Origin of the sequence: Campylobacter sp. BCW_4341 (assembly GCF_001764255.1) — a bacterium.
Taxonomy (GTDB): domain Bacteria; phylum Campylobacterota; class Campylobacteria; order Campylobacterales; family Campylobacteraceae; genus Campylobacter_D; species Campylobacter_D jejuni.
Window position 1 is genome coordinate 113,160 of the sequence record NZ_MKAH01000038.1, and the last position, 23,422, is coordinate 136,581.

The 23,422-nt window shown below is 30.4% G+C and carries 28 protein-coding genes; 24 read left to right on the forward strand and 4 right to left on the reverse strand.

All coding sequences use genetic code 11. The features are described 5' to 3' along the window. The first annotated feature begins 24 nt into the window (after nucleotides 1–24). On the forward strand, nucleotides 25–516 hold the full coding sequence (locus AJN70_RS06285; protein WP_002855147.1) for a hypothetical protein: 492 nt from the start codon (nucleotides 25–27) through the stop codon (nucleotides 514–516). Here AJN70_RS06285 and AJN70_RS06290 read toward each other — a convergent pair. Next, entirely contained in the window at nucleotides 504–1,442 is a 939-nt protein-coding gene (locus tag AJN70_RS06290) for a hypothetical protein (RefSeq protein WP_004305554.1), read from the reverse strand. The two genes, AJN70_RS06285 and AJN70_RS06290, sit on opposite strands and share 13 nt — an antisense overlap. Continuing rightward, a complete protein-coding gene (gene rsmH, locus AJN70_RS06295) occupies nucleotides 1,442–2,380 on the reverse strand; it encodes a 16S rRNA (cytosine(1402)-N(4))-methyltransferase RsmH (RefSeq protein WP_079396977.1) in 939 nt (312 codons plus the stop codon). Before rsmH ends, AJN70_RS06290 begins: the two co-directional genes overlap by 1 nt. Before the next feature lie 158 nt (nucleotides 2,381–2,538). Here rsmH and AJN70_RS06300 point away from each other — a divergent pair, with 158 nt between their 5' ends. The 5 genes from AJN70_RS06300 to flgG all read left to right on the forward strand — a co-directional run bounded on the left by AJN70_RS06300 (nucleotide 2,539) and on the right by flgG (nucleotide 8,333). Further along, the gene (locus AJN70_RS06300) at nucleotides 2,539–4,029 is read left to right on the forward strand and encodes a peptidylprolyl isomerase (protein WP_070295610.1); all 1,491 of its coding nucleotides are present in this window, start codon (nucleotides 2,539–2,541) and stop codon (nucleotides 4,027–4,029) included. Further along, nucleotides 4,026–5,414, forward strand: a complete 1,389-nt coding sequence (gene ftsA / locus AJN70_RS06305; protein ID WP_083262323.1) for a cell division protein FtsA — start codon at nucleotides 4,026–4,028, stop codon at nucleotides 5,412–5,414. The genes AJN70_RS06300 and ftsA overlap by 4 nt, the downstream gene beginning before the upstream one ends. A 15-nt stretch (nucleotides 5,415–5,429) precedes the next feature. Continuing rightward, a complete protein-coding gene (ftsZ, locus tag AJN70_RS06310; protein WP_002852071.1) occupies nucleotides 5,430–6,542 on the forward strand; it encodes a cell division protein FtsZ in 1,113 nt (370 codons plus the stop codon). Between the two features lie 156 nt (nucleotides 6,543–6,698). Further along, the gene (locus tag AJN70_RS06315; protein WP_002861380.1) at nucleotides 6,699–7,511 is read left to right on the forward strand and encodes a flagellar hook-basal body protein; all 813 of its coding nucleotides are present in this window, start codon (nucleotides 6,699–6,701) and stop codon (nucleotides 7,509–7,511) included. Nucleotides 7,512–7,541: 30 nt separating this feature from the next. Next, nucleotides 7,542–8,333, forward strand: coding sequence for a flagellar basal-body rod protein FlgG (gene flgG, locus AJN70_RS06320; RefSeq protein WP_002852142.1), 792 nt, complete (start codon nucleotides 7,542–7,544; stop codon nucleotides 8,331–8,333). Between the two features lie 65 nt (nucleotides 8,334–8,398). Here flgG and glnA read toward each other — a convergent pair whose 3' ends face one another. Next, on the reverse strand, nucleotides 8,399–9,829 hold the full coding sequence (glnA, locus tag AJN70_RS06325) for a type I glutamate--ammonia ligase (RefSeq protein ID WP_070248506.1): 1,431 nt from the start codon (nucleotides 9,827–9,829) through the stop codon (nucleotides 8,399–8,401). Between the two features lie 203 nt (nucleotides 9,830–10,032). Here glnA and AJN70_RS06330 point away from each other — a divergent pair, with 203 nt between their 5' ends. The 18 genes from AJN70_RS06330 (at nucleotide 10,033) to AJN70_RS06415 (ending at nucleotide 22,996) form a co-directional block, all read left to right on the forward strand. Further along, on the forward strand, nucleotides 10,033–10,728 hold the full coding sequence (locus AJN70_RS06330) for a chemotaxis protein (RefSeq protein WP_044794184.1): 696 nt from the start codon (nucleotides 10,033–10,035) through the stop codon (nucleotides 10,726–10,728). Next, the gene (locus AJN70_RS06335) at nucleotides 10,725–11,978 is read left to right on the forward strand and encodes a peptidase U32 family protein (RefSeq protein WP_070248508.1); all 1,254 of its coding nucleotides are present in this window, start codon (nucleotides 10,725–10,727) and stop codon (nucleotides 11,976–11,978) included. Before AJN70_RS06330 ends, AJN70_RS06335 begins: the two co-directional genes overlap by 4 nt. Then, entirely contained in the window at nucleotides 11,979–12,473 is a 495-nt protein-coding gene (gene purE / locus AJN70_RS06340; protein WP_052814782.1) for a 5-(carboxyamino)imidazole ribonucleotide mutase, read from the forward strand. Between the two features lie 9 nt (nucleotides 12,474–12,482). Continuing rightward, nucleotides 12,483–13,019 (forward strand): DUF3972 domain-containing protein, encoded by a 537-nt coding sequence (locus AJN70_RS06345; RefSeq protein WP_002852251.1) that lies wholly within the window; start codon nucleotides 12,483–12,485, stop codon nucleotides 13,017–13,019. Nucleotides 13,020–13,030: 11 nt separating this feature from the next. Continuing rightward, the gene (gene glyQ, locus AJN70_RS06350; protein ID WP_002861386.1) at nucleotides 13,031–13,894 is read left to right on the forward strand and encodes a glycine--tRNA ligase subunit alpha; all 864 of its coding nucleotides are present in this window, start codon (nucleotides 13,031–13,033) and stop codon (nucleotides 13,892–13,894) included. Continuing rightward, nucleotides 13,881–14,606: a Nif3-like dinuclear metal center hexameric protein gene (locus AJN70_RS06355; protein ID WP_002861387.1), complete on the forward strand. Its 726-nt coding sequence runs from the start codon at nucleotides 13,881–13,883 to the stop codon at nucleotides 14,604–14,606. The genes glyQ and AJN70_RS06355 overlap by 14 nt, the downstream gene beginning before the upstream one ends. Before the next feature lie 9 nt (nucleotides 14,607–14,615). Next, complete coding sequence (locus AJN70_RS06360) at nucleotides 14,616–15,332, forward strand: zinc ribbon domain-containing protein (protein ID WP_002861388.1); 717 nt, start codon at nucleotides 14,616–14,618, stop codon at nucleotides 15,330–15,332. Then, nucleotides 15,329–16,486, forward strand: a complete 1,158-nt coding sequence (waaA, locus tag AJN70_RS06365; protein WP_004305574.1) for a lipid IV(A) 3-deoxy-D-manno-octulosonic acid transferase — start codon at nucleotides 15,329–15,331, stop codon at nucleotides 16,484–16,486. Before AJN70_RS06360 ends, waaA begins: the two co-directional genes overlap by 4 nt. Further along, entirely contained in the window at nucleotides 16,467–17,219 is a 753-nt protein-coding gene (locus AJN70_RS06370; RefSeq protein WP_002861390.1) for an RluA family pseudouridine synthase, read from the forward strand. The genes waaA and AJN70_RS06370 overlap by 20 nt, the downstream gene beginning before the upstream one ends. 67 nt (nucleotides 17,220–17,286) lie before the next feature. Beyond that, a complete protein-coding gene (ffh, locus tag AJN70_RS06375; protein WP_070295612.1) occupies nucleotides 17,287–18,624 on the forward strand; it encodes a signal recognition particle protein in 1,338 nt (445 codons plus the stop codon). Between the two features lie 64 nt (nucleotides 18,625–18,688). Next, complete coding sequence (gene rpsP / locus AJN70_RS06380; protein ID WP_002852274.1) at nucleotides 18,689–18,916, forward strand: 30S ribosomal protein S16; 228 nt, start codon at nucleotides 18,689–18,691, stop codon at nucleotides 18,914–18,916. 2 nt (nucleotides 18,917–18,918) lie between these two features. After that, complete coding sequence (locus AJN70_RS06385; RefSeq protein WP_002861392.1) at nucleotides 18,919–19,161, forward strand: KH domain-containing protein; 243 nt, start codon at nucleotides 18,919–18,921, stop codon at nucleotides 19,159–19,161. Then, a complete protein-coding gene (rimM, locus tag AJN70_RS06390; RefSeq protein ID WP_004305577.1) occupies nucleotides 19,154–19,693 on the forward strand; it encodes a ribosome maturation factor RimM in 540 nt (179 codons plus the stop codon). The genes AJN70_RS06385 and rimM overlap by 8 nt, the downstream gene beginning before the upstream one ends. Continuing rightward, nucleotides 19,690–20,394: a tRNA (guanosine(37)-N1)-methyltransferase TrmD gene (gene trmD, locus AJN70_RS06395; RefSeq protein WP_070295613.1), complete on the forward strand. Its 705-nt coding sequence runs from the start codon at nucleotides 19,690–19,692 to the stop codon at nucleotides 20,392–20,394. The genes rimM and trmD overlap by 4 nt, the downstream gene beginning before the upstream one ends. Nucleotides 20,395–20,403: 9 nt before the next feature. Further along, nucleotides 20,404–20,760: a 50S ribosomal protein L19 gene (rplS, locus tag AJN70_RS06400; protein ID WP_002861395.1), complete on the forward strand. Its 357-nt coding sequence runs from the start codon at nucleotides 20,404–20,406 to the stop codon at nucleotides 20,758–20,760. 132 nt (nucleotides 20,761–20,892) lie between these two features. Beyond that, on the forward strand, nucleotides 20,893–21,306 hold the full coding sequence (gene uraH / locus AJN70_RS06405; protein WP_002852246.1) for a hydroxyisourate hydrolase: 414 nt from the start codon (nucleotides 20,893–20,895) through the stop codon (nucleotides 21,304–21,306). Between the two features lie 23 nt (nucleotides 21,307–21,329). Then, complete coding sequence (locus AJN70_RS06410) at nucleotides 21,330–22,670, forward strand: class II 3-deoxy-7-phosphoheptulonate synthase (protein WP_070295614.1); 1,341 nt, start codon at nucleotides 21,330–21,332, stop codon at nucleotides 22,668–22,670. Beyond that, nucleotides 22,667–22,996 (forward strand): ArsC/Spx/MgsR family protein, encoded by a 330-nt coding sequence (locus tag AJN70_RS06415; RefSeq protein ID WP_070295615.1) that lies wholly within the window; start codon nucleotides 22,667–22,669, stop codon nucleotides 22,994–22,996. Before AJN70_RS06410 ends, AJN70_RS06415 begins: the two co-directional genes overlap by 4 nt. 12 nt (nucleotides 22,997–23,008) lie before the next feature. Here the strand turns inward: AJN70_RS06415 and AJN70_RS09385 are convergent, their stop codons facing one another. After that, nucleotides 23,009–23,251, reverse strand: coding sequence for a SelT/SelW/SelH family (seleno)protein (locus AJN70_RS09385; RefSeq protein WP_257841545.1), 243 nt, complete (start codon nucleotides 23,249–23,251; stop codon nucleotides 23,009–23,011). Nucleotides 23,252–23,422: the final 171 nt, after the last annotated feature.

Here is a 23,422-nt window from a genome sequence, read left to right on the forward strand (position 1 = left end):
TAATTAAAAAATAAAGCATGGATTATGAAAAAATTTAAAGAATTTAGCCTTCGTTTTTTATTTAAAGTATCAGAACAACCTGTTTTAGTGAAGGATTTATTAGAGGCAAATGCACTTTTTAATGACGGTATGCTTGTAGATCCTTCTAAGCTAAATTTTAATTTCAAAATTCTAAATTCTTATATTTATTTTGGTGTTTTTTGTGCTGTGGTTTTGTTACCATTGCTTTTAATTACTCATTATTTTTTAACAAAACTTGACTTTCATATAAGCATAGTGAGTGCTGTTATGGTTACTGCTTGTGTATTTATAGGATATGATATTTTTAAAGTTTATACTCGCAAAATAATCTCAAAAAAAATAATACAAAAAGCCTGGGCTTTGCATTTCCCTTATTTTGCTTATGAAAAATACTCTATAATGGCAGGTGAAATTTATAAGGAAGCCTTAAAAGAGGAAATTCCAAAAGCAAATTTAGAGCAGTATGTTTTAGATAAGATTATTCATTCTAAATAGTCTAAAATTTGATTTTGGAATCGCATATTTTCAAGCCTTCTTTTTAAATCTTTATTTTCTTCGTTTAAAACGCTTTCTTCTGTTCTTAATGTAGCAATTTCTCTACTAAGATAATAAATTTGATTTCTAATATAAATTTGTGGAGCAAATAAAAATAACGCAAAACTAACAAGTAAAGCCGCAAAAAGAAGATGATTGAAATTTAGGTTTCTATCTTCTTTGGTGGCATTAGAGTAGCCTTCTAATAAAACATTTTTTGCCTTTTGAGCATCTTCATCATTTTGTTGTTTTTCTTGGGCTTGATTGGATGGTTTTGGAAGTTCTTGTTTATTTTCTTGTGGTGTTATCTTTTTTTGTAAATTTTCCAAACTTTGTTTAATATCGGGTTGTTTTTTAATATCAGGTCGTTTTTCTATAGTTTGGGAATTTTGTATTTTAGGCTCAGTTTTTTGAATTTTTTCTATAGATTTTATAGATTCTTTTTTTTCTTTTTTATCTTGGATAGGGTTTTGATCATTTTTTGTTTGAATTTTTGGTTTGGTTTGAATATTTTTTATCTCGTTTATTTTTTTTCTTCCAAACGAAAAAATCTTTTTAGTTTTTTTATTTTCTTCTTTTTTCCTTTCTTTCATTTTGGAAAAAAATTTTTTAGCAAGAGATTGCTTTTCTTCTAATTTAACATTGATCAGATCTTCTTTTAAATATATATTTGATTTTTTAGTATGTTTTGACTCATACTCTTCATCGAGTTCTTCTAAGAATTTATTAGGAGTCTTTTTTTTAAAACGACGTCTTAAAATATCATCGCTAGAAATTTCATCTCTTAAATCATCATCAAGCGGTTTGCCTTGATTTATAGCGCGAGAAAATTTCAGCATTTTTTGGCGTATGTTTTGGCGTTCTTTTATAAAATCATCTTCTAGCATTATTTATTGTCCAAATTATTAAAATAAAAAGCCCGCATTTTAGCACAACTAGAGCGAGAATTTTTTAAAAGTTCTTCCTTGCTTGCACTTATAGCTTTTTTGGTTATTATTTGCCCTAGGCTATGGTTATTTCCACATTCGCAACGCATTATTTTTTCATCACAAATGCAGTTTTTTGACCATTTTTTGAAAAAATTTTTTACTATTCTATCTTCCAAAGAATGAAAACTAATGATTGCTAAAATGCAATTTTTTGGTTTTAAATTTTCTAAATGCCCAAGAAAATCTTTAAGCACTTTAAGTTCTTGATTTACTTCTATTCTAATGGCTTGAAATGCTAAAGTGGCTTTGGAAATTTTTCTATGATTTTGTTTGCCTTTTCCTATGATTTGATAAAGTTCCTTGGCGCTTTTGATTGGATTTTTACTTCTTTCTAGGCAAATTTTTTCAGCAATAAAATGTGCATCGTGCAATTCTCCATAATCTTTAAAAATGGAAGTTAATTGCTCTTTTGTATAAGTATTAATAATCTCATAAGCCGATATTTTGGAGTTTTGATTCATTCTCATATCCAAAAAGTCAGAATTTACACTAAAACCTCTTTCGTTATTATCGAGTTGAAATGAAGAAACTCCAATGTCTGCTAAAATGCCTCTTAATTCTTCTTTATGTGAAATTTTTTCTAAAACTTCACTAAAATTACTTTGTATAAAAGTTATCCTATTGTGAAAATCTTTAAGACGTTTTTTAGAAAATTCTAAAGCTTGTTGATCTTGATCACAAGCAATGAATTTAAGATCAGGATGATTTTTAAGCAAAGCTTCACTATGTCCGCCAAGTCCTAAAGTGCAGTCTAAAAAATAACCTGTTTTAAGATTTTTAAAAATCTCTTGAACTTCATTAAGCAAAACTGGGATATGAGGAATTTCCAAAATCAATCCTAATAAATTTTTATAAACTATAATTATAACTAAATTTCATTGTAAAAATCATAAAATTTAAAGAACAAATATTTTTTGGTAAAAATTTTATAATTAAACTCCACTTAAACACTTCTACGATACAATATCTAGTTTAAATTTAATCAAGGAATGATATGCTTACTTGGATGCAACATCACAAAAAATATCTTGTTGTTACTATATGGGTTAGTACTATAGCTTTTGTTGGCGCTGGCTTTTTAGGTTGGGGTGCTTATGATTTTAATCTCAATAGAAGTTCGAGTGTTGCAACCGTAGGAAATGAAAAGATAGGTTTTAGCGAATTTGATACTAGATATAGACAAATTTTAAGTTATTATAATCAAATTAGCAATGGTGCTTTAACTCCAGAAAATGCTGAGCAACTAGGCATTAAAAATATAGCTTTAAGCTCTCTTGTTGAAGATAAGCTTTTGTTAAATTTTGCCAAAGATTTGGGTATTGGCGTAAACGAGAATGAGATTTTACAAAAACTTGCAAATACTAGAGAATTTCAAGATCCTACAGGGGATTTTAATAAGACAATTTATTATGAACTTTTAAATGCCAATAATTTAACTCCAAAAGATTATGAAACACAACTTGCAAATGAAGTAATTATCGATAAACTTAATCAAATTTTTAATATTCCCAGCAAAGATGAGGAATTAAAAATGTTAGCTTCTAGTTATTTCATGCAAGATGCTTTAAGTATTGCAAAAATTGATTATGACAAAAAAAATATTAAGATTAACGAAGAGGATTTAAAAAAGCTTTGGAATGAACATAAAGAAGATTATAAAACTAAAAAAATATATGAAATTTCAACTTATTTTTTGCCAGTTAGCAATGAGAAAATTGACGACAAAGAATTAGAAAAATTTTATAATCAAGATGAAAATAAACTAAAATATAAAGATTTTGCAGGTAAAGTGATGGATTTTCAGTCTGCTAAAAATGAAGTTGCTAAAGATTACGCCTTAATGCAACTAAAGAATGTGGCTAATACTAAATTTTTAGATTTAAAAAATGGGAAAGATAATTTTCAAAAAGATCAAAATATTAGTGAATCTGATGTTTATTATCCAATTGATCTTTTGAATAAAGCTAAAAATGGAGATGTTTTACGACCAGCACCTTATAATAACGGATATATCATAGTTAAATTAAATAAAGTAGATCCTATAAGAAATAAAACTTTTGAAGAAGCTAGAGAAGAAGTTTTACCTATGTATTTAAGTAAACAAGCTAGAAAAAATTTAGAAGAAAAAGCTAAAAATAGTTTAGTAAATTTTAAAGGCGATGATATAGGCTTTGTAAGTCGAGATAGTTCTCGCGAGAGTGTAAAGCTTAGTGATAAGATATTAAATGATTCTGAATTTGCTTATTTTTTAATGAATGTATTTAATACTGATCAAAATAGTTCTTATGTGATCATTAATGACAATAAAGCAATATTATATAAAATAAATAAACAAAAATTAGATATGAACTCCGATAAATTTGAACAATACAAAATTATGCTTGAACAAAATTTGCAAAATTTAAAAGCAAATGAGCTTAAGCAAGAACTTGTTGATGAACTTAAAAAGATATATCCGATAAAAATTTATTATAAAGGGAATTGATTTTGAATATATTAGGAATTGACTTAGGCTCAACCCAGACTTGTGCCATTATTGCTCAAAAAGATGAAGATGGATTAAAAATTATTGGTTTTTCCAAGTCGAAAACCAACGGGGTTAAAAAAGGTGCCATTACCAATATAGAGCTTGCTTCTAAATCTATTGAAGAAGCTGTTAGAAGTGCTGAGATGATGAGCGGAGTTCATTATGATAAGGTTGTGGTGTCTATATCAGGTGCTTATACTAAAAGCGTTGATAGCATAGGTGTTGTTAATATTCCAAATCATGAAATAGGCATTAAAGAAATTCATCGTGCTGTAAGTACAGCTAAGCATACTGCCAATCTACCAAGCGGTTATGAAATTATCCATGTTTTGCCTTATAATTTTAAGGTTAATGATCTTGAACATGTTGATGATCCTTTAGGAATGAGTGGCAATCGTTTAGAAGTTTCAACCCATATAGTGATTTCACAAGAATCTCATATTAAAAATCTTAAGAAAGCAGTTGAATTAGCTGATTTAAGAGTGGATAATATAGTTCTTTCAGGATATGCTTCAGCTATAGCTTGTTTAGATGATAGTGAAAAGGAATTAGGCGCTGTTTTGATTGATATGGGTGGAGCGATTTGTGATATGGTTGTTCATACTGGAAATTCAATTAGATATAATGATTGTTTGCAAATTGGCTCGATTAATATTACCCAAGATTTATCAATGGCATTGCATACACCTTTAAAAGAAGCAGAAAAAATCAAGCTTAATTATGCAGCTCTTTCGCAACAGCCTAATACTCTTATACAAATTCCTTCAATGGGTGATGAAAGAAAGGTTAATGAAGTTTCTTTGGATATTATTTCAAACGTAATTTATGCAAGAGCGGAAGAAACTTTGATGATTTTGGCAAAAATCTTAAGTGATAATCGTTATGCCAATACTATAGGCGGTGGAGTTGTTTTAACAGGTGGAATGACTAAGTTAGCAGGTATTGATGAGCTAGCTCCTGCAACATTTGATAATTGCTCAGTTAGACTGGCTACTGCAAGAAAAGATTTGATTGCTGGTTTTAGCGAAATTTTTAATGATCCTGAAAATACTTGTGCTATAGGACTTTGTTTATATGGAGCGGGGTATTTTACGCCTTATGAACTTGATTCTAATGAAAAATTAAGATATAAAGGGGAAATTGAAAATTTTAATCGTCAAATTAAACAAGATATTGTTTTGCAAAAAGATACGGAAAGTGAAATAAAATCTGATTTTTTTGATGAAAATTTACAAGAAAATGATACAATTGCAATACAAGAACAATTAGATTTTAAAGAGCCAAAAGAAAAAAAACCTAGCGTTTTTTCAAATATCTGGCATAAAATTATGAATCAATTTTAACAAGGAGAAATTTTTATGAGTGAATTTTTAGTAGAAGAAATGCAACATAATAAAGGTGCAAAAATTAAGGTTATAGGCTGCGGTGGCGGTGGCGGTAATATGATTAACCATATGGTTAAAATGGGATTAAATGATCTTGATTTAATTGCAGCGAATACTGATGCACAAGCTATTTCAATTTCATTAGCAAAAACTAAAATTCAACTTGGCGAGAAAAAAACTAAAGGTTTAGGTGCTGGTATGCTTCCTGAAGTAGGTGCAGAAAGTGCTAGAGAAAGTTTTGAAGAAATAAAAGCAAGTCTTAGTCAAAGTGATATTGTATTTATTGCTTCAGGTTTTGGTGGAGGTACTGGAACGGGTGCAACTCCAGTTATTGCACAAGCAGCTAAAGAGATTGGAGCTTTAACTGTTTCTGTTGTAACTATGCCTTTTGCATTCGAAGGAAAACAAAGAAAAAAACTTGCTGAAAGCGGTCTCCTTGAGCTTAAAAAAGAAAGTGATTCTATTCTTGTAATTCAAAATGAAAAATTATTGAGCATTATTGATAAAAAAGCAGGCATTAAAGATGCTTTTAGATTGGTTGATGATATTTTAGCTCGTGCTGTAAAAGGTATGGTGTCTATCTTGCTTGATAATGGAGATATTAATGTTGACTTTGCGGATGTAAGAACCATCATGAGTCATCGCGGACTCGCACTTATGGGTGTTGGTAGTGCTAGTGGTGAAAATGCTATAGAAGAGGCTCTTTCAAACGCTATAGAATCTCCTTTGCTTGATGGAATGGATATTAAAGGTGCCAAGGGAGTTATTTTACATTTTAAAACAAGTTCTAATTGCTCTTTGTTTGAAATTTCAGCAGCAGCAAATAGTATACAAGAAATTGTTGATGAAAATGCTAAGATTATTTTTGGTTCTACCACAGATGATAGCATGGAAGATAGAGTTGAAGTAACTATTATTGCGACAGGGTTTGAAGACAAAGATACAGTAGCTAAAAAATCTACCGAAGAAGCTCAAGCTTCTAAGAAAAATCCTTATTTAAGTCTTAAAAAGGTAAGCGGTGGTTACGATGAAGAGATAATGGCACAAATTGAAACACCGACTTTCTTGCGTCGTCAAATGGATTAAAATTGATTTTTAAAGCAAGATTGAGTCAAATCTTGCTTTTTATAGTTTAAAATTCTCTCCTAATAATCTTTCAAATATTTATTTTTCTTTGTTTTTAAAAGTTGGAACACTCTTTGCTTTTATAGCTATAAAAATCTTAATTTTATAGGTGAAAATATGCAAAATGGATATTATCAAGCAACTGGCGGAATGGTAACTCAGTTCAATAAACTTGATGTGATTACTAATAATCTTGCCAATATTAATACAAGTGGATATAAAAGAGATGATGTGGTTATTGCAGATTTTAAAAGGATTTTTAAAGAAACTCAGGATGAGTTGCCTATAGAAAATCACACAAGAGATGCATCTCGTTTTGTAAATACTACAATAGATGGAATCCCGCAAGTTTCTCAAGAATATACGGATTTTAGCCTAGGTTCTTTAAAGGCCACAAACAATCCTTTGGATTTGGCAATGACTAGAGAAGATGCTTTTTATTTGGTTCAGACCAAAGATGGAGAAGTAAGATTAACTAAAGATGGAAATTTTCAACTTGATGATGAGGGTTATTTGGTAAATAAGCAAGGATACAAGGTATTAAGTAGTGATTATTTTAATAATCCTCAGAATGCTGGCATACGCATTCCTAATGGTGCTGTTCAAATTAGCGTTGATAAAAACGGAAGCATTGAAGTTGATGGAGTTCAAAATGCAAGATTATTTGTAGCACAAGTAGATGATATAAGAGCTTTGCAAAAAGATGGAGATAATGTCTATAAAATAGATGATCTAACCCGTATTAGAGATTTGGAAAACTCCAATGCCATTCGCCAAGGTTTTTCTCAGGGATCAAATGTTAATCCAGTTACTGAAATGGTAGGACTGATTGAAGCAAACAGAATGGTAGAAATGTATCAAAAAGTTATGACAGCTCATATGGATGACTTAAATCAAGAAGCTATCAATAAGCTTGCAGCTGTTAAATAATTTAAAATAAAATAAAAAAAAGGATTAAAAATGATGAGATCACTTCATACTGCTGCTACGGGAATGGTAGCGCAGCAAACACAAATTGATGTTACTTCAAATAACATCGCCAATGTTAATACAGCAGGCTTTAAGAAAAGTCGCGCAGAATTTGCTGACCTTATGTATCAAGTTATGAAGTATGCAGGAACTTCGACTTCAGCTACTACTCTTTCTCCTTCGGGTATAGAAGTGGGTGTGGGTGTGCGTCCAACAGCGGTAACTAAAGTTTTTACTGAAGGAAATTTAAAATCAACAAGTACTGATGGTCTTGATATGGCTATTGCAGGTAATGGGTTTTTTCAAATACAACTTCCTGATGGCACTATAGGATATACTAGAAATGGGCAATTTACAAAAGATAATGAAGGTAATATTGTAAATTCAGATGGTTATAGACTTTTACCTGAGATGACAATACCTGAAGGCGCAACAGCAATTAATGTTGCTACAGATGGAACCGTTTCTGTAATGCTACCAGGGGAGCAACAAGAAACTCAAATTGGCCAAGTGGAGCTAGTTCAGTTTATAAATCCAGCGGGTCTTCATTCTATGGGTGATAATCTTTATCTTGAAACAGGAGCAAGTGGTGCACCTGTTGCGGGTATAGCAGGACAAGATGGGCTTGGAACCATAAGACATGGATTTATAGAACTTAGTAATGTTCAGCTTGTTGAAGAAATGACAGATCTTATCACAGGACAAAGAGCTTATGAAGCGGGTTCTAAGGCAATTACAACAAGTGATGATATGCTAGGAATTGTAAATCAGCTTAAGCGATAGTTGATATAAAATAAATATTTTTAATTCTTTTTTAGTTTAATGGCGTGTTAAACGCCATTAAATTTTTAGCAAGAGTAGCAAGTTTTAAATTCATAAGCAGTTGGACGAGCTTCTACTGGCCAAACTTGTGTTTCAAATTTTAAATGCTGATAGTCATCGATAAAAATATCACTCATTACAGGTTTTAAATAAGAATTATGTCGGATTAAAGCTTCTAAACTTCCTCTTAGAGTATGTGGTAATTGCTCTATCCCTTTTTCACGTATTTCATCCAAAGTAAGATCAAATAAATTTTCATCCATAGGACCCACAGGAATGGTTTTATTTTTGATTCCATCAAGACCTGCCATTAAAAGACTAACAAAAGCTAAATAAGGATTAGCAGTGCTATCAGGGAAGCGAATTTCTATACGAGCTGAATTTTTACCTATGCCATAAGGAACGCGACAACTTGCTGATCTGTTTTGACAAGAATAAGTTAAAATACAAGGAGCTTCAAAGCCAGGAACTATTCTTTTGTAAGAGTTGGAACTTGGATTTGTAAAAGCTGCAACACTTCTAGCATTTTTTAAAATTCCACCTATATAATTTATAGCAGTTTGACTAAGTCCACTGTATCCATCTTTATCGTAAAATAAATTTACTCCATCTTTCCATAAGCTCATATGAACATGCATACCATTGCCATTATCTCCGTATAAAGGTTTTGGCATAAAAGTGGCAGTTTTGCCATTTAAATGAGCTACCATTTTTACAACATATTTGTAAATTTGAACATTGTCAGCTGCTTCTACAAGTGTGCCAAAATTTACTCCTATTTCAGCTTGTCCTTGTGCAACTTCATGATGATGAACAAAAGTTTTAAGACCTACTTTTTCAAGGGTTTGAACCATTTCAGAACGAATATCTACTAAAGAATCAATTGGCTGAACTGGAAAATATCCACCTTTGTTTCTTGGCCTGTGTCCAGTATTGTAGCTATCGGTAAATTCTCTATCATCATTCCACTCTCCTTCTTCGGTATCAACTTCATACTTAGAACAATGAGTAGTATCAACTATTTTTACACTATCAAAAACAAAGAATTCATTTTCTGGTCCAAAGTAAGCAGTATCAGCTATGCCACTATTTTTAAGGTGTTCCATTGCTTTTTTTGCTATGCTTCTTGGACATTTTTCATACATTTGTCCTTTGTAAATATCATACACATCACAAAATACTATGATAGTAGGATCAGCCGTAAAAGGATCTAAAAAAGCACTTTGAGCATCAGGTTTTAAAATCATATCTGATTTTTCTATAGGTTGCCATCCATGAATTGAGCTTCCATCAAATGGAATGCCAGTTTGAAATGTTTCTTTATTGATTGCATGAAGATTATAGGTAATATGATGCCAAGTTCCTATCATATCTGTAAAACGAAAATCAACAAAAAGCACTTCATTTTGTTTACAAAATTTGAAAAAATCATCTATATTATTAACAAATTTTCCCATATTTTTACTCCTTATATGTAATTAAATTTATAAAATTATATCATAAAATTTTTAATTAAGATTTAATTAATATATTTTTTTTAATAAATTTAAAAATTTAATTTAAAGAGATTAAAAAATAAAAATTTATATTTTTGTTTTAGATAAAATTGATTATAATTTTGAGCAATTATTGAAAATCTAGATTTAAAAAAAGGAAAAAAATGACTCAAGAAGAGCTTGATGCTTTGATGAATGGTGATGTTGATCTTGATTCAGAGACAGAAGCAGAGGTAAAAACCGAAGAATCGAATACCGAAGAAGATGCTTTGATGTTAGAAGATGTCAAAATAGCTGATTACAAACCTAATCCTAGTGTAGTATGGCCACCACCCCCACCAAATCAGGAGCATAAAGTTGTGCATCAGTTAGATGATGTTACAAAAGATAGCGAGCTTAAAGCAACGGAAATGATGGATAAGCTTGAAAGTATTAATAATTTCTTTGCGGATTCTGAAAGTTTACTCAAAGAAATAAATAAAGCAATAGAAAAAAATATTGATATTTTTTCCAAACTTAATGAAAAATTTCCTAATGTAGAAAGTTTCAGTGAAGCTTTAGAATTAAACAATCAAGCTAAAAAAAGTTCTAGGGAGATTGTCGGAAATCTTCAAAGCGGACAAGATGAAGTGATGATGGCAATGGATGCAATGCAGTATCAAGATATACATCGTCAAAAAATCGAACGTGTTATTAATGTAATGCGTGCTTTAAGCCGTTATATGAGTTCTTTATTTGAAGGTAAAATTGATGATAAAAAACGTGTAAGTTCTGCAGTGCATATTGAAGGTGATAGCACTACTGATGTTGTAAGTAATGATGATATAGAAGCTTTAATTGCAAGTTTAGGGCAAAAATGATCATTCCTGAAATAGTAGCTCCTGCAGGAAATTTCACAAAATTAAAAATTGCTTTAGCTTATGGTGCAGATGCGGTTTATGCGGGTGTGAATAATTTTTCTTTAAGATCACGTACTGCAAGAGAATTTAATTATGAAAGTTTTGAAGAAGCTATCAAATATACTCATGAGCGTGGTAAGAAAATTTATGTTACTTTAAATGGTTTTCATTTGAGTTCTCAAATTGAAGGTTTAAAAAGACATATATTAAAATTACGTGAGATGAAACCCGATGCTTTTATTGTAGCTTCTGTTGGAGCTATGCGTCTTGTTAAAGAACTTGCACCTGAAATTTCTTTACATGTTTCTACTCAGGCAAATATTTTAAATTATTTAGATGCTCAAGTTTATAAGGATTTGGGTGCTAAAAGGGTTGTAATTGCCAGAGAATTAGGGCTTAAAGACGCTAAAGCTTTAAAGGAAAATTGCGATATTGAACTCGAAGCCTTTGTGCATGGTTCTATGTGTTTTGCTTATTCAGGGCGTTGTTTAATAAGCTCTGTGCAAAGTGGAAGAATGAGCAATCGTGGATCTTGTGCAAATGATTGTAGATTTAATTATGAGCTTTATGCTAAAAATCCAGAAAATGGCACTTTATTTCGCTTAGAAGAAGATGAAAATGGTACTCATATTTTTAATTCTAAAGATTTAAATCTTTGTTCTTATATAGAAAAAATCATGCAAGAAAATTGTATCAGTGCTTTTAAAATAGAAGGGCGTACTAAAAGCGAATATTATGTTGCGCTTACAACAAGGACTTATAAAATGGCCATACAAGATGCTTTAGAGGGTAAATTTGAGTCAAGTAAGTATGAAAAAGAGATTGCTACACTTAAAAATCGTGGTTTTACAGATGGCTATCTTGTTTCGCGTCCTTTGGAAAAAACCGACACGCAAAATCATAATACAAGCATAGAAGAAGGTTCTCATCAAGTGCATGCTATAAGCGAAGATGGAAGCTTTTTTAAATGTAAAGGGAAAATCGTTTTAAACACGCCTTATGAAATTTTAGCCCCTTTAGGCGATGTGATTCAAACTTGCGATAATGAACTAGGTAAAATTTATCAAAAAGAGGATAAATATTTTATAGAGTTTAAAAAACTCATTGCTAAAAACAATAAAGAATTTAGCGAAATTCATAGTGGCAATGAACATGAAATCCAATTACCAAATAAAATCAGTGCATTAAGTTTTTTAAGAAAGGAAATATAGATGAATTTTGTTTCTATTTTAATGGGAAGCAAGAGTGATTATGAGACTATGAAAGAGGCTGCTAAAACTTTAGAAAGTTTTGGGGTAAAGTATGAACTTATCATCTCATCAGCTCATCGTAGTCCAAAAAGAACAAAAGAGTATATTGCAAATGCTGAAGAAAAAGGTGTGAAGGTTTTTATAGCAGCAGCTGGAATGGCAGCGCATTTGGCTGGAGCTGTTGCAGCTTATACAACAAAACCTGTTTTAGGAGTGCCTATGCCAGGAAGTAATCTTGCAAGTATGGATTCTTTGTTTTCTACGGTGCAAATGCCTAGTGGAATTCCTGTAGGAACTTTAGCTATTGGCAAGGCTGGAGCAATCAATGCTGCTTATTTAGCTATGCAAATTTTAGCTATTTATGATGTTGATTTAGCGCAAAAGCTTAAAGAAGATCGTCTTGAAAAAGAAAAAAAACTTATATCTGATTCAAAAGAAGTAGAAGTTTTATTATAAGGGATAAAAATGCAAACCTATCTTGAACTTGAAGAATTTTGTAAACTTGTGCATTTAAATGAAGATGTGGTTAAGGGTATGATGGCCAATGGGGCTTTAAATTTTAAAGAAGAAGAGGGTAAAATTTACATCGAAGCTCATCAAGGTACTTTTAGTGTAGTGCCTAGTTCTGCAAAATCTCAAACTGCAATGGTAAATTCAATGACTTTAGCAGGGGAAAGTTTTGTTGAAAAAACAATAGGAACTATTTTAAATTTACATGAAAAAGTTTTAGATGCTAAAGATGAAACACTTGAAGCATTAAAAAATGAGAATAAATTTTTAAAAGATGCTCTTTATTCTATGCAAGAACTTTATGATGAAGATAGAAAAACTATAGAAACCTTAAACAATGAGCTAAAACATGCGCGTGAAGAGATAGAATTTCTCAAGCGTAAATATAAATTAATGTGGAGTAAAACCGCAGAAATTTTTGGAGCTAAGACAGAGCCTGATTTGGAAATGAATAAAAATTTAGAAAAACCTATTGAAAATATGGAACAATAAAGAGAGATACAATGACTTTTTCACAAATGATACTTAATTTACAAAATTATTGGCAAGAGCAAGGTTGTGCGATTATGCAACCTTATGATATGCCAGCAGGTGCAGGAACCTTTCATCCAGCAACTTTTTTAAGAAGTTTAGGAAAAAAACCTTGGGCAGCTGCTTATGTAGCTCCAAGTAGAAGGCCTACTGATGGACGTTATGGTGAAAATCCTAATCGCTTAGGTGCTTATTATCAATTTCAAGTTTTGATTAAACCTAGTCCTGATAATATCCAAGAATTATATCTTAAAAGTCTTGAAAATTTGGGTTTTGATTTAAAAAGTCATGATATTCGTTTTGTTGAAGATAATTGGGAGAGTCCAAGTTTAGGTGCTTGGGGTTTAGGCTGGGAAGTATGGCTTGATGGTATGGAAGTTACTCAATTTACTTATTTTCAGCAAGTTGGCGGTATAGCAGTAGATTTAGTAAGTGCTGAAATTACCTATGGTCTTGAAAGAATAGCCATGTATCTTCAAAATGTTGATAATGTTTATGATATAGTTTGGAGTGAATTTAATGGAGAAAAAATTAAATACGCAGATGTGCATAAGCAAAGTGAATATGAATTTAGTAAATACAATTTTGAAGTAAGTGATGTTAAAATCTTGAATGAGCAGTTTGAAAATTCTTACAAAGAATGTAAAAATATTTTAGAACAAGGACTAGCTTTACCTGCTTATGATTATTGTATGCTTGCTGCACATACTTTTAATCTTTTAGATGCAAGAGGAGCAATTTCTGTAGCACAAAGACAAGATTATATGTTAAAAATTCGTGAGCTTTCAAAAAATTGTGCTGAAATTTATAAGAAAAATTTAAATGAAACTGAGTGAAATTTATAATTTTTTAGATCAATTAAGTCCTTTTAATACTCAAGAATCATGGGATAATAGTGGAATTTTGCTTGGAGATAAGGATAGCGAAATTTCAACTGTTTATTTAAGCTTAGATATTGATGAAAATATCATTAAAAAAGCGAGTGAAAATTCTTTAATTATCACACACCATCCTTTGATATTTAAAGGTTTAAAAGATTTATATGACAAAACTTATCCTAGGGCTTTTGTTAAAGAAATGATTTGTAAAAATATTTCTTTAATCAGTATGCATACAAATTATGATTTAAGTCATTTAAATACTTATTTTACGAAAGAAATTTTAGGTTTTAAAATTTCTTTTAAAGACGAATTTTTGATTTATGTAGAAAATTTTATGTCTTTTGAAGCTTTGTGTGACCGGGTGAAAAAAAGGTTAAATTTACAAATTTTACGTGTAAGCGATTGTGGTAAAAAAGACATTAAGCGTATTGCTATATGTACTGGAAGTGGTGGAGATTTAATTTCTAAAGTAGATGCGGATTGTTTTTTAAGTGGAGATTTTAAATATCATCAAGCTTTAGAGGCGCTTAGTAATCAAATCAGTCTTATTGATTTGGGTCATTTTGAAAGTGAGAGATATTTTTCTCAATGTTTAGCAAAAGACTTGAAAAATTTGCCGCTACAAGTTATAATAACAGTTTCAAAAAATCCATTTCAATATTTTTAAGGAAAATAAATGAATAAATATCTTGAACAATTAGTGCTTTTATCAAAAATAGATCAAGAGATTGATAGTTATGAACCAAAAATAGACAGTATTAATAAGACTTTAAAAGATGCTGAGTTAAAAATAGGAAAAATCAACACAGATTTAGAAAAAATTGATGAAGAAATCAAAGATATAGAAAATCAAAAAGTACAAAATAATGCTCATATTTCCGAGTTTTCAGCAAAAATTAAAGATCTTTCTAAAAAAAGTGGTGCGGTAAAAACAGAAAAAGAAGCTAATGCTTTAAAAATTGAAGAAGATATCGCAAAAGAGCAATTAGACGCTGCAAATGATGAGATTGTAAGACTAGATAAAATTTTAGAGAATAAAGAAACTTATAAAAAAGAACTCGAAGAAGAAAAAATCAAACAAGAGCAAAATATTAACGAGATTAGAGTAAGTATTAAATCTGAAATGGAAGTTCTTGAAAAAGATAGAATGAGTGTTTATGATAAAAAAACCAAACTTGTGAGTGAGATGAATCAAAAAGTTTTAAGTTTTTATGAGAAAATTCGCAAATGGGCGAAGAATACTGCTGTAGTTCCTGTTAAAAAACAAGCATGCTATGGATGTTTTATGAAAATTTACGATAAGACTTATCTGTCCGTTGTAAAAGGTGAAGAGATTGTAACTTGTCCTCATTGCGGAAGAATTCTTTATAAAGAGCAAGAAGAACAAAATTGATCTTTTTTTATTATTTTTTAACTTGGACGGCATTTTTATTTTGTGCCGTCTTTATTCTTTTGCTTTCTTTTTTAAAATCCAAATACAAAATTAGTTTAAAATCTCGATTTTTTCTTTATAAAAATTTACATCAAGAAAAAGCTGATGTACATTTTCATGCTTGTTCTTACGGGGAGGTAAGAAGTATTAAAGCTTTGGTTTTGAAATTTGATTCAAGAATAACTACTATTACTCAAACAGGTTTTGAATGTGCAAAAGAATTTTGTAAAAAGGTAAATTATCTTGCTTTTGAAAATTTTTTGCCTTTTTGGTTTAATCCTTGTAAGGTTTTGGTAATTTTTGAAGCAGAATATTGGCTTATGCTTGTTTTTATGGCACGTATTTATAAGGCTAAGATTATTTTGCTTAATGCGAGAATATCTGATAAATCTTATCATTCTTATCAAAAATTTTCTTTTTTTTATAAAAAAATTTTTTCTTATATTGATGAAGTTTTTGCTCAAAGTGAATTAGATAAAGTAAGACTTGAAAGTTTGGGAGCTAAAAATGTTAAAATTTTTAAAAATATTAAGGCAAATTTAGAAATTAAAAATAATAAAATTTATACCAAACCTAAGGAAAAACTTATCATTTTTGCTAGTACTCATAAAGATGAAGAAGAGCTTTTACTTGATCATTTTAAACTAGAAGAAAATGAAAAACTCATTATCGCCCCACGACACCCTGAGCGTTTTAAAGAAGTTGAAAATTTACTTTTAAACAAAGGTTTAGAATTTGAAAAATTTAGCTCTTTAAAAGATGAAAATAAGAAATTTTCTAAAAAAATTTTACTTTTAGATACTTTAGGGGAGCTTGTAAATTTTTATGCAATTTCTGATGTTGTTGTACTTGGAGGTTCTTTCATAGAAGGCATAGGAGGACACAATCCTATAGAAGTGGCATATTTTGACAATGTATTAATCAGCGGGAAATTTATTCACAATCAAAAGGCTTTGTTTGAAGAAGTGGAAAATGTATATTTTTGTGAAAATTTAAAAGATTTAAATGATAAAATCCATTATTTAAATTTAAAAGCTAAAATTTCCAAAAAAGAAAATTTAGATCTTATCATGCAAACTATACAAAAGGGAATTGATGCAAGAAAAAGCTTATAAACTCTTAGCTTTGCAAGAAAAAATTTCAAATCGTGAAGCTAAAGATTTGATTGATAAGGGTTGTGTTTTTTCACATGGAAAAAAAGTTGTGGTTGCTAGAGCTTTGATGAACGATAAGGCAAGATTTAATGTGATAAAAACCAAAAATCCTCAAATTATTTTTGAAGATGATAAGATTATTGCTATTAATAAACCTTACGCTTATGTGAGTGAAGACTTGGAGAAAAAATTTAATGCCAAGCTTTTAAATCGTTTAGACAAAGAAACAAGCGGTGTGATTTTGCTTTGCAAAGATGAAGATTTTAGAAAGCTTTGTATAGAAGAATTTAAAAAACACAGAGTTTATAAAAGTTATATTGCGGTTTTAGATGGGGTTTTGGCTGAAGAGGTTGAAGTGAATGAGCCTATTTTTACCATAAAAGCAAAATGTGGAGCATTAAGTAAAGTTTCAAAAGATGGTTTAAGTGCCTTAAGTATCATTACTCCTATTATGTTGCAGTCAAAAAAAACCTTAGCAAAAATAGTCATTCAAACAGGTAGAACTCATCAAATCAGAGTGCATGCTAAATTTATAAAACATGGCGTTGTAGGTGATGAAAAATATGCTAAAATTTCAAGCGATAGAATGTATTTACATAGTTATGAAATTAAAATTTTTGATTATTATTTTAAGGCTGAGCTAGATAATAGTTTTGCAAAAGTTGGCTTTGAGATAAAAAATTTAGATTTTTAAAGCCATTTAAGAAAAAATTTTGTATAATGCAAGGTTTAATTTAAAAATTTTATAGAAAGGTGATAAAGTGTTTGAGTTAGTTAGCGAATCTTTTAAATCAGCGATTAATAAATTACGTTTTGTTGATGATGAAAAAGCACTTAAGAACGCTTTAGAAACCTTAAAAAAAGCTCTTTTAAAAGCAGATGTTCACCATAAGGTAACTAAAGAGCTTTTGACTTCGATAGAAGAAGATGTAAAGCAAAACGGAATAGGTCAAAAACAATTTTTAAATGCCATTAAAGTAAATTTAGAAAATATTTTAAGTGTCAATGGCAAAAATCAAGGTTTTGTTTTTGCTTCTAAACCCCCAACAGTAGTTCTAATGGCAGGTTTGCAAGGGGGCGGTAAGACTACAAGCACTATCAAACTTGCAAATTATTTAAAATTACGCAATAAAAAAGTTTTAGTTGCAGCTTGTGATTTACAGCGTTTAGCGGCAGTGGAGCAGCTAAGACAACTTTGTGAAGCTAATGAAATTGAACTTTTCTTCATAGAAAATGAAAAAGATCCTATTAGGGTTGCTAAAGAGGCTTTAAAAAAGGCTGAAAGTTCTATGGTGGATGTTTTGCTTGTGGATACTGCTGGGCGTTTGGCTATAGATGAGACTTTGATGAATGAATTAAAAGCAGTTAAGGATGTTTTAAATCCTGATGAGATTTTCTATGTTGCTGATGCAATGAGTGGTCAAGATGGGGTTAAGACTGCGGCTAGTTTTAATGAAGCCTTGAGTATCAGCGGGGTAATTTTATCAAAATTTGATGCAGATACTAAAGGTGGGGTAGCCTTAGGTATAGCAAAACAAATCGGTATTCCTTTAAGATTTATTGGTGTAGGTGAAAAAGTAGCAGATTTAGAAGTTTTTATACCAGATCGCATAGTAAGTCGTATCATGGGCGAGGGTGATTTGGCTACTTTAGCTGAAAAAACTGCTGCAGTGATTGATGAAAAAGAAGCTAAAAAACTCAATCAAAAAATCAAAAAAGGTGAATTTAATTTTAATGATTTTCTTAACCAAATGGAAAGTATTAAAAAATTAGGAAGTATGAAGTCTTTAATCGGTATGATACCAGGGCTTGGCGGAATGGCAAATGCGGTAAAAGATATAGATTTGGATAATTCTAAAGAGATTATACATATTAAGGCAATGATTTCTTCAATGACTCCAAAAGAAAGAGAAAATCCTGATTTGTTAAATAATGCTAGAAAACGTCGTATAGCAGAGGGAGCAGGTCTTTCTCAGGTAGAAGTCAATCGTTTTTTAAAACAATTTAGTAATGCAGCAAAACTTGCAAAAAGATTTTCAGGCAAAAAAGGAATGGAGAATTTGACACAAATGATGAGCCAAGCTAGAAGACAATTTTAAATTTTATTTATAAATACTTTTTATAGTATCTATAAATAAAATTTTTAATTTTTAAGGAGTATAAATGACAGTTATTAGACTTACAAGAATGGGTAGAACTAAAAGACCATTTTATCGTATTGTGGTTACAGACAGTAGAAAACGTCGCGATGGTGGTTGGATAGAAAGTATTGGATATTATAATCCTATGGTAGAACCTGAGGTAATTAAAGTTGATGCAGAGCGTTTAGCTTATTGGAAAAGTGTTGGTGCAAAACTTAGCGATAAAGTTGCTTCTATCACTAGCAAATAATCATGGTAGAGAATTTTCTTAGGGAATACGCAAAATTAATTGCAGATTATCCTGAACAGATTAACACTCAAAAAATTGAATTAAGTGAAAATTTTTTTGAGATTGTTCTTTTTGCACATAAGGTTGATACAGGTAAGCTTATAGGTAAAAATGGAAAAATGATCAATGCTATAAAAACCGTAATCTCTGCTTATAAGAGCAAGGATGCAAGTTCTTATAGGGTAACGGTAAAAGCACTTGAGTGAAAAAGATTTTGTTCAAGTTGCAAAACTTGGTAAAACTGTGGGTCTTAAGGGTTATGTAAAATTGCATAACCTGAGCGACTTTTCTTCTCAATTTAAAAAAGATGCTACCTTTTTTATAAAAAATACCAAAGAAATATTAAAGATTAAGCATTATAATGCAAGCAATTCTACTGTTTTATTTGAGAATTATGAAGATATAGAAAAAGCTAAAGAATTAACCAATCTTATTCTTTTTCAGAGTATCGAGAAAAGCAGACAAACTTGTAAATTAAAAAAAGATGAGTTTTTTTATTTTGATATTTTAGAGTGTGAAGTTTTTGAAGAAGATAAAAGATTAGGTAAAGTTGTTGATATCTTGGAAATTGGAGCTTCTTATTTATTTGAAATTCAAAGTGATGAAAAATGGGTGAATAAAAAATATTCTAAAATATTTTTTATTCCGTATCTAGATAAATTTGTTAAAAATATAGATATAGAAAAACGACAGATTTTTTGCACGCAAGATGCTTTTTTAATTTTAGAAAATTCATGAAATTTAGTTTCGTTTCTTTATTCCCTAATCTTATGAAATTTTACTTTCAGGATTCTATACTTGCAAGAGCAAAAGAAAAAAAACTTTTCAAACTTAATTTTTATAACCCAAGAGATTTTTCTAAAAATTCTTATCATAAAGTCGATGATTATAAAATAGGTGGTGGAGCTGGACTTTTGATGCAAGTTGAACCTATGTATGAGGTGTTAAAAAGTATTCAAGAAAAAAAAGAAAATCCCTATTTTATTTTTTTAAATCCAAGTGGTAAAACTTTTAATCAAAAAGACGCCAAACGCTTAAGTAAAAAAGAACACATAGTTTTTGTATGTGGGCGCTATGAAGGTATAGATGAAAGAGTGCTTGAAATTTTTGCGAATGAAGTTTTTACCATAGGGGATTTTATTTTAACAGGAGGAGAATTACCTGCGCTTGTAATGTGTGATGCGATTTTAAGAAATGTTAACGGGGTTTTAGGGAATATGGAAAGTTTGGAAGAAGAAAGCTTTGAAAATAATTTACTCGAAGCACCTGCTTTTTCAAAACCTTTTATTTTTGAGAAAAAAAATCAAAAATTTTATACTCCTTCAGAGTTTTTAAAGGGTAATCACGCTAGAATTGCAAGTTTAAAAACTACTTTGGCGTCTTGCAAAACGAAATTTTTTCGTCCAGATTTATTTTTAGAGCATGAACGCAAAAAATAAGGGATTTTTATGAAAAATAAATATATAGAACAATTTGAAGCAAAACAAATTGAAGGTAAAAATGTTCCAGATTTTCGTGCTGGTGATACTTTAAAGCTTGCAATTCGTATCAAAGAAGGAGATAAAACAAGAATCCAAAATTTTGAGGGTATTTGTATTGCTAGAAGAGGTAATGGCGTAAGCGAAACTTTTATCGTACGTAAAATGGGTGCTAATAATGTTGGCGTTGAGAGAATTTTCCCTATTTATAGTGAGAGTTTGGAAAGTATTATTGTTTTGCGTCGTGGTCGTGTACGCCGTGCAAGATTATTCTACTTAAGAGATAGACGCGGTAAAGCAGCACGTATTAAAGAGCTTAAAAAATAATTTATAATTATTTTTTATTATAAGTCTAACAATTAAATAATTATAATTAATTTATAATTTTTATTATTTGATTTTAATTATTAATAATGCTCTTATATAATATTCCTTGTAAATATTATATAAGGAGAGAAAATGTTTTCTATTAAAAAAACTTTATTAATATTAGCAAGCGTGCCAATGTTTTTGAGTGCTACTGAATATCAATTAAGCACTCATGTCTTGGATATTACTTCTGGACAACCCGCTCCTAAAGTAAAAGTTGAGCTTTATAAGTTGGAAGCAAATCAACAGTGGAAAAAAGTAAGTGAAGAATTTACCGAAGAAAATGGTAGAATAGGGGATTTATTACCATATGAAAAAGCTGAAAATAGGGCTTTTGGAATTTATAAGCTTAAATTTTTTACAAAAGACTATTACACATCACACAAAATAAATACTTTTTATCCTTTTGTAGAGGTAAGTTTTGAGCTTTCTAAAGATCAAAAACATTATCATGTTCCAATAACCCTTTCTCCTTTTGGTTATTCAACTTATAGAGGAAGCTGATCAATAAAACGAAAGAAAAAACCATGTGGACTAAGAATTCTTGGAAAAACTATCCCATAAAACAGCAACCTATCTATCCAGATCAAGAGGAAATGAATAGAGTTTTAGCAAGACTTGAGAAACTTCCTCCTTTGGTTTTTGCTGGAGAAGTGAGAAATCTTCAAAAGTCTTTAGCAAGAGTTTGTAAAAAAGAAGCTTTTTTACTTCAAGGTGGAGATTGTGCTGAAAGCTTTGAAAATTTTGGCGCTGTAAATATCCGTGACATGTTTAAGATTTTACTTCAAATGGCTATAGTGCTTACATTTGCCGGTGGATGTCCTGTTGTAAAAATTGGTCGTATTGCAGGGCAGTTTGCCAAGCCAAGAAGTAGTGATTTTGAAGAGTTAAATGGTATAAGTCTTCCTAGTTATCGTGGTGATATTATTAATGGTTTTGAATTTAGCGAACAAGCGCGCATTCCTGATCCACGTAGAATGCTTGAAGCTTATTATCAAAGTGCAACAACGCTAAATTTGTTGCGCGGATTTGCTAAGGGTGGTTTAGCAGATTTGCATGAAGTGCATCGTTGGAATTTGAGGTTTTTAAAAAAGAGTGAACTCCATAAGCAATATACTGATATCAGTGAAAAAATTTCACAAGCTTTGGCTTTTATGGAAGCTTGTGGGATTAATACAAGTAATACCCCAAGTCTAAGAGAAGTTAGTGTTTATACTTCACATGAAGCTTTGCTTTTGCCTTATGAAGAAGCTTTAACTAGAGTGGATAGTTTAAGTGGAGAAATTTACGATTGTTCAGCTCACATGCTTTGGATAGGTGAAAGAACAAGGGCGCTTGATGAAGCTCATGTACATTTTTTAAGAGGAGTAAAAAATCCTTTAGGGGTTAAAATAGGACCTAGTGCAAGTGCTGATGATATCATAGCTTTAGCAAATGTTTTAAATCCAAATAATGAAGAAGGAAGATTAAATATTATTATCCGCATGGGTGCAGATAAAATTATCAATAATTTGCCAAAAATTTTCTCCAAACTTAAAAGTGAAGGTTTAAATTTAGTATACAGCATAGATCCTATGCATGGAAATACAGTAAAAGCAGGTAATTTTAAAACACGTGAGTTTGATAAAATCATGCAAGAAGTGGGATCTTTTTTTGAGATTGCAATAAGCGAAGGGATTTATCCAGGTGGAGTGCATCTTGAAATGACTGGGAAAGATGTAACAGAATGCACAGGTGGTGCAAGCAATGTTACTGCTCAAAGCTTGGAAGATCGTTATGAGACTCAATGCGATCCAAGACTTAATGCGGATCAAGCATTAGAACTTGCTTTTTTAATCGCAGATTTGGTAAAAAAGGCTAGAAAATGAAACTCTATGGTATTAAAAATTGCAATTCCGTAAAAAAAGCTATGGATGCTTTAACACAAAAAGGCATTGTGTTTGATTTTATGGATATTAAAAAGGTTAATCAAGATATTTTATACACATGGTTAAAACAAAAATCTTTTGAAGATCTTATCAATACTGCTGGATTAACTTCTAAAAAACTTGGTTTAAACAAAGAAAAAGTTAAAAGTTTAAATGAAAAAGAACTTGAGAAAATTGTATTAGAAAATCCAAGCTGTATTAAGCGTCCTATTATCGAGTATGAGCAAAACATATATATTGGCAAGGAATATGAGAAAATATTATGATAGAGTGTTTGATTACACTCTATTTTTTATTAATTGATTAATTTCATTTTGATATGGAAATCTTTCACTTTCGCAATTAATAAGTTGTGTTTTAGAGAAGATAACTTTTCCGTCTACTTCAACGATAAAATCACCTCTGTCGCCAATTTCAAATTCTACTTCAACATCTTTGAAATCGCTTTGTAGTTCTTCTGCAACCCTTGCAGCTTGTGGGCGATAATTTCAAAGATTGCAATAAGCAATTTTTACTTTCATCATTTCATCCTTTGAAAAGTTTATTTTATTTAAGATTAAAATCTTAAATTTTTATTATAGTTTATTTTGGCTGAATTTTTGCCTTTTTTGTAAAATTTAAGTTGAAATTTAGGGTCAATTTCTTTCAAATTCAGCGAGAAAAATTTATAATTTTTATCAAAATTAAAATAA

Bases quoted from the DNA above. Each gene is read 5' to 3' on its own strand.
- glyQ (WP_002861386.1), top strand. From the start codon at position 13,031: ATGACTTTTTCACAAATGATACTTAATTTACAAAATTATTGGCAAGAG.
- trmD (WP_070295613.1), top strand. From the start codon at position 19,690: ATGAAATTTAGTTTCGTTTCTTTATTCCCTAATCTTATGAAATTTTAC.
- glnA (WP_070248506.1), bottom strand. From the start codon at position 9,829: ATGGGAAAATTTGTTAATAATATAGATGATTTTTTCAAATTTTGTAAA.
- AJN70_RS06285 (WP_002855147.1), top strand. From the start codon at position 25: ATGAAAAAATTTAAAGAATTTAGCCTTCGTTTTTTATTTAAAGTATCA.
- AJN70_RS06415 (WP_070295615.1), top strand. From the start codon at position 22,667: ATGAAACTCTATGGTATTAAAAATTGCAATTCCGTAAAAAAAGCTATG.
- AJN70_RS06330 (WP_044794184.1), top strand. From the start codon at position 10,033: ATGACTCAAGAAGAGCTTGATGCTTTGATGAATGGTGATGTTGATCTT.
- AJN70_RS06300 (WP_070295610.1), top strand. From the start codon at position 2,539: ATGCTTACTTGGATGCAACATCACAAAAAATATCTTGTTGTTACTATA.
- AJN70_RS06345 (WP_002852251.1), top strand. From the start codon at position 12,483: ATGCAAACCTATCTTGAACTTGAAGAATTTTGTAAACTTGTGCATTTA.
- flgG (WP_002852142.1), top strand. From the start codon at position 7,542: ATGATGAGATCACTTCATACTGCTGCTACGGGAATGGTAGCGCAGCAA.
- purE (WP_052814782.1), top strand. From the start codon at position 11,979: ATGAATTTTGTTTCTATTTTAATGGGAAGCAAGAGTGATTATGAGACT.
- uraH (WP_002852246.1), top strand. From the start codon at position 20,893: ATGTTTTCTATTAAAAAAACTTTATTAATATTAGCAAGCGTGCCAATG.
- AJN70_RS06370 (WP_002861390.1), top strand. From the start codon at position 16,467: ATGCAAGAAAAAGCTTATAAACTCTTAGCTTTGCAAGAAAAAATTTCA.
- AJN70_RS06335 (WP_070248508.1), top strand. From the start codon at position 10,725: ATGATCATTCCTGAAATAGTAGCTCCTGCAGGAAATTTCACAAAATTA.
- AJN70_RS06385 (WP_002861392.1), top strand. From the start codon at position 18,919: ATGGTAGAGAATTTTCTTAGGGAATACGCAAAATTAATTGCAGATTAT.
- ftsZ (WP_002852071.1), top strand. From the start codon at position 5,430: ATGAGTGAATTTTTAGTAGAAGAAATGCAACATAATAAAGGTGCAAAA.
- AJN70_RS06410 (WP_070295614.1), top strand. From the start codon at position 21,330: ATGTGGACTAAGAATTCTTGGAAAAACTATCCCATAAAACAGCAACCT.
- AJN70_RS06315 (WP_002861380.1), top strand. From the start codon at position 6,699: ATGCAAAATGGATATTATCAAGCAACTGGCGGAATGGTAACTCAGTTC.
- AJN70_RS06360 (WP_002861388.1), top strand. From the start codon at position 14,616: ATGAATAAATATCTTGAACAATTAGTGCTTTTATCAAAAATAGATCAA.
- rplS (WP_002861395.1), top strand. From the start codon at position 20,404: ATGAAAAATAAATATATAGAACAATTTGAAGCAAAACAAATTGAAGGT.
- AJN70_RS06290 (WP_004305554.1), bottom strand. From the start codon at position 1,442: ATGCTAGAAGATGATTTTATAAAAGAACGCCAAAACATACGCCAAAAA.
- rpsP (WP_002852274.1), top strand. From the start codon at position 18,689: ATGACAGTTATTAGACTTACAAGAATGGGTAGAACTAAAAGACCATTT.
- AJN70_RS06355 (WP_002861387.1), top strand. From the start codon at position 13,881: ATGAAACTGAGTGAAATTTATAATTTTTTAGATCAATTAAGTCCTTTT.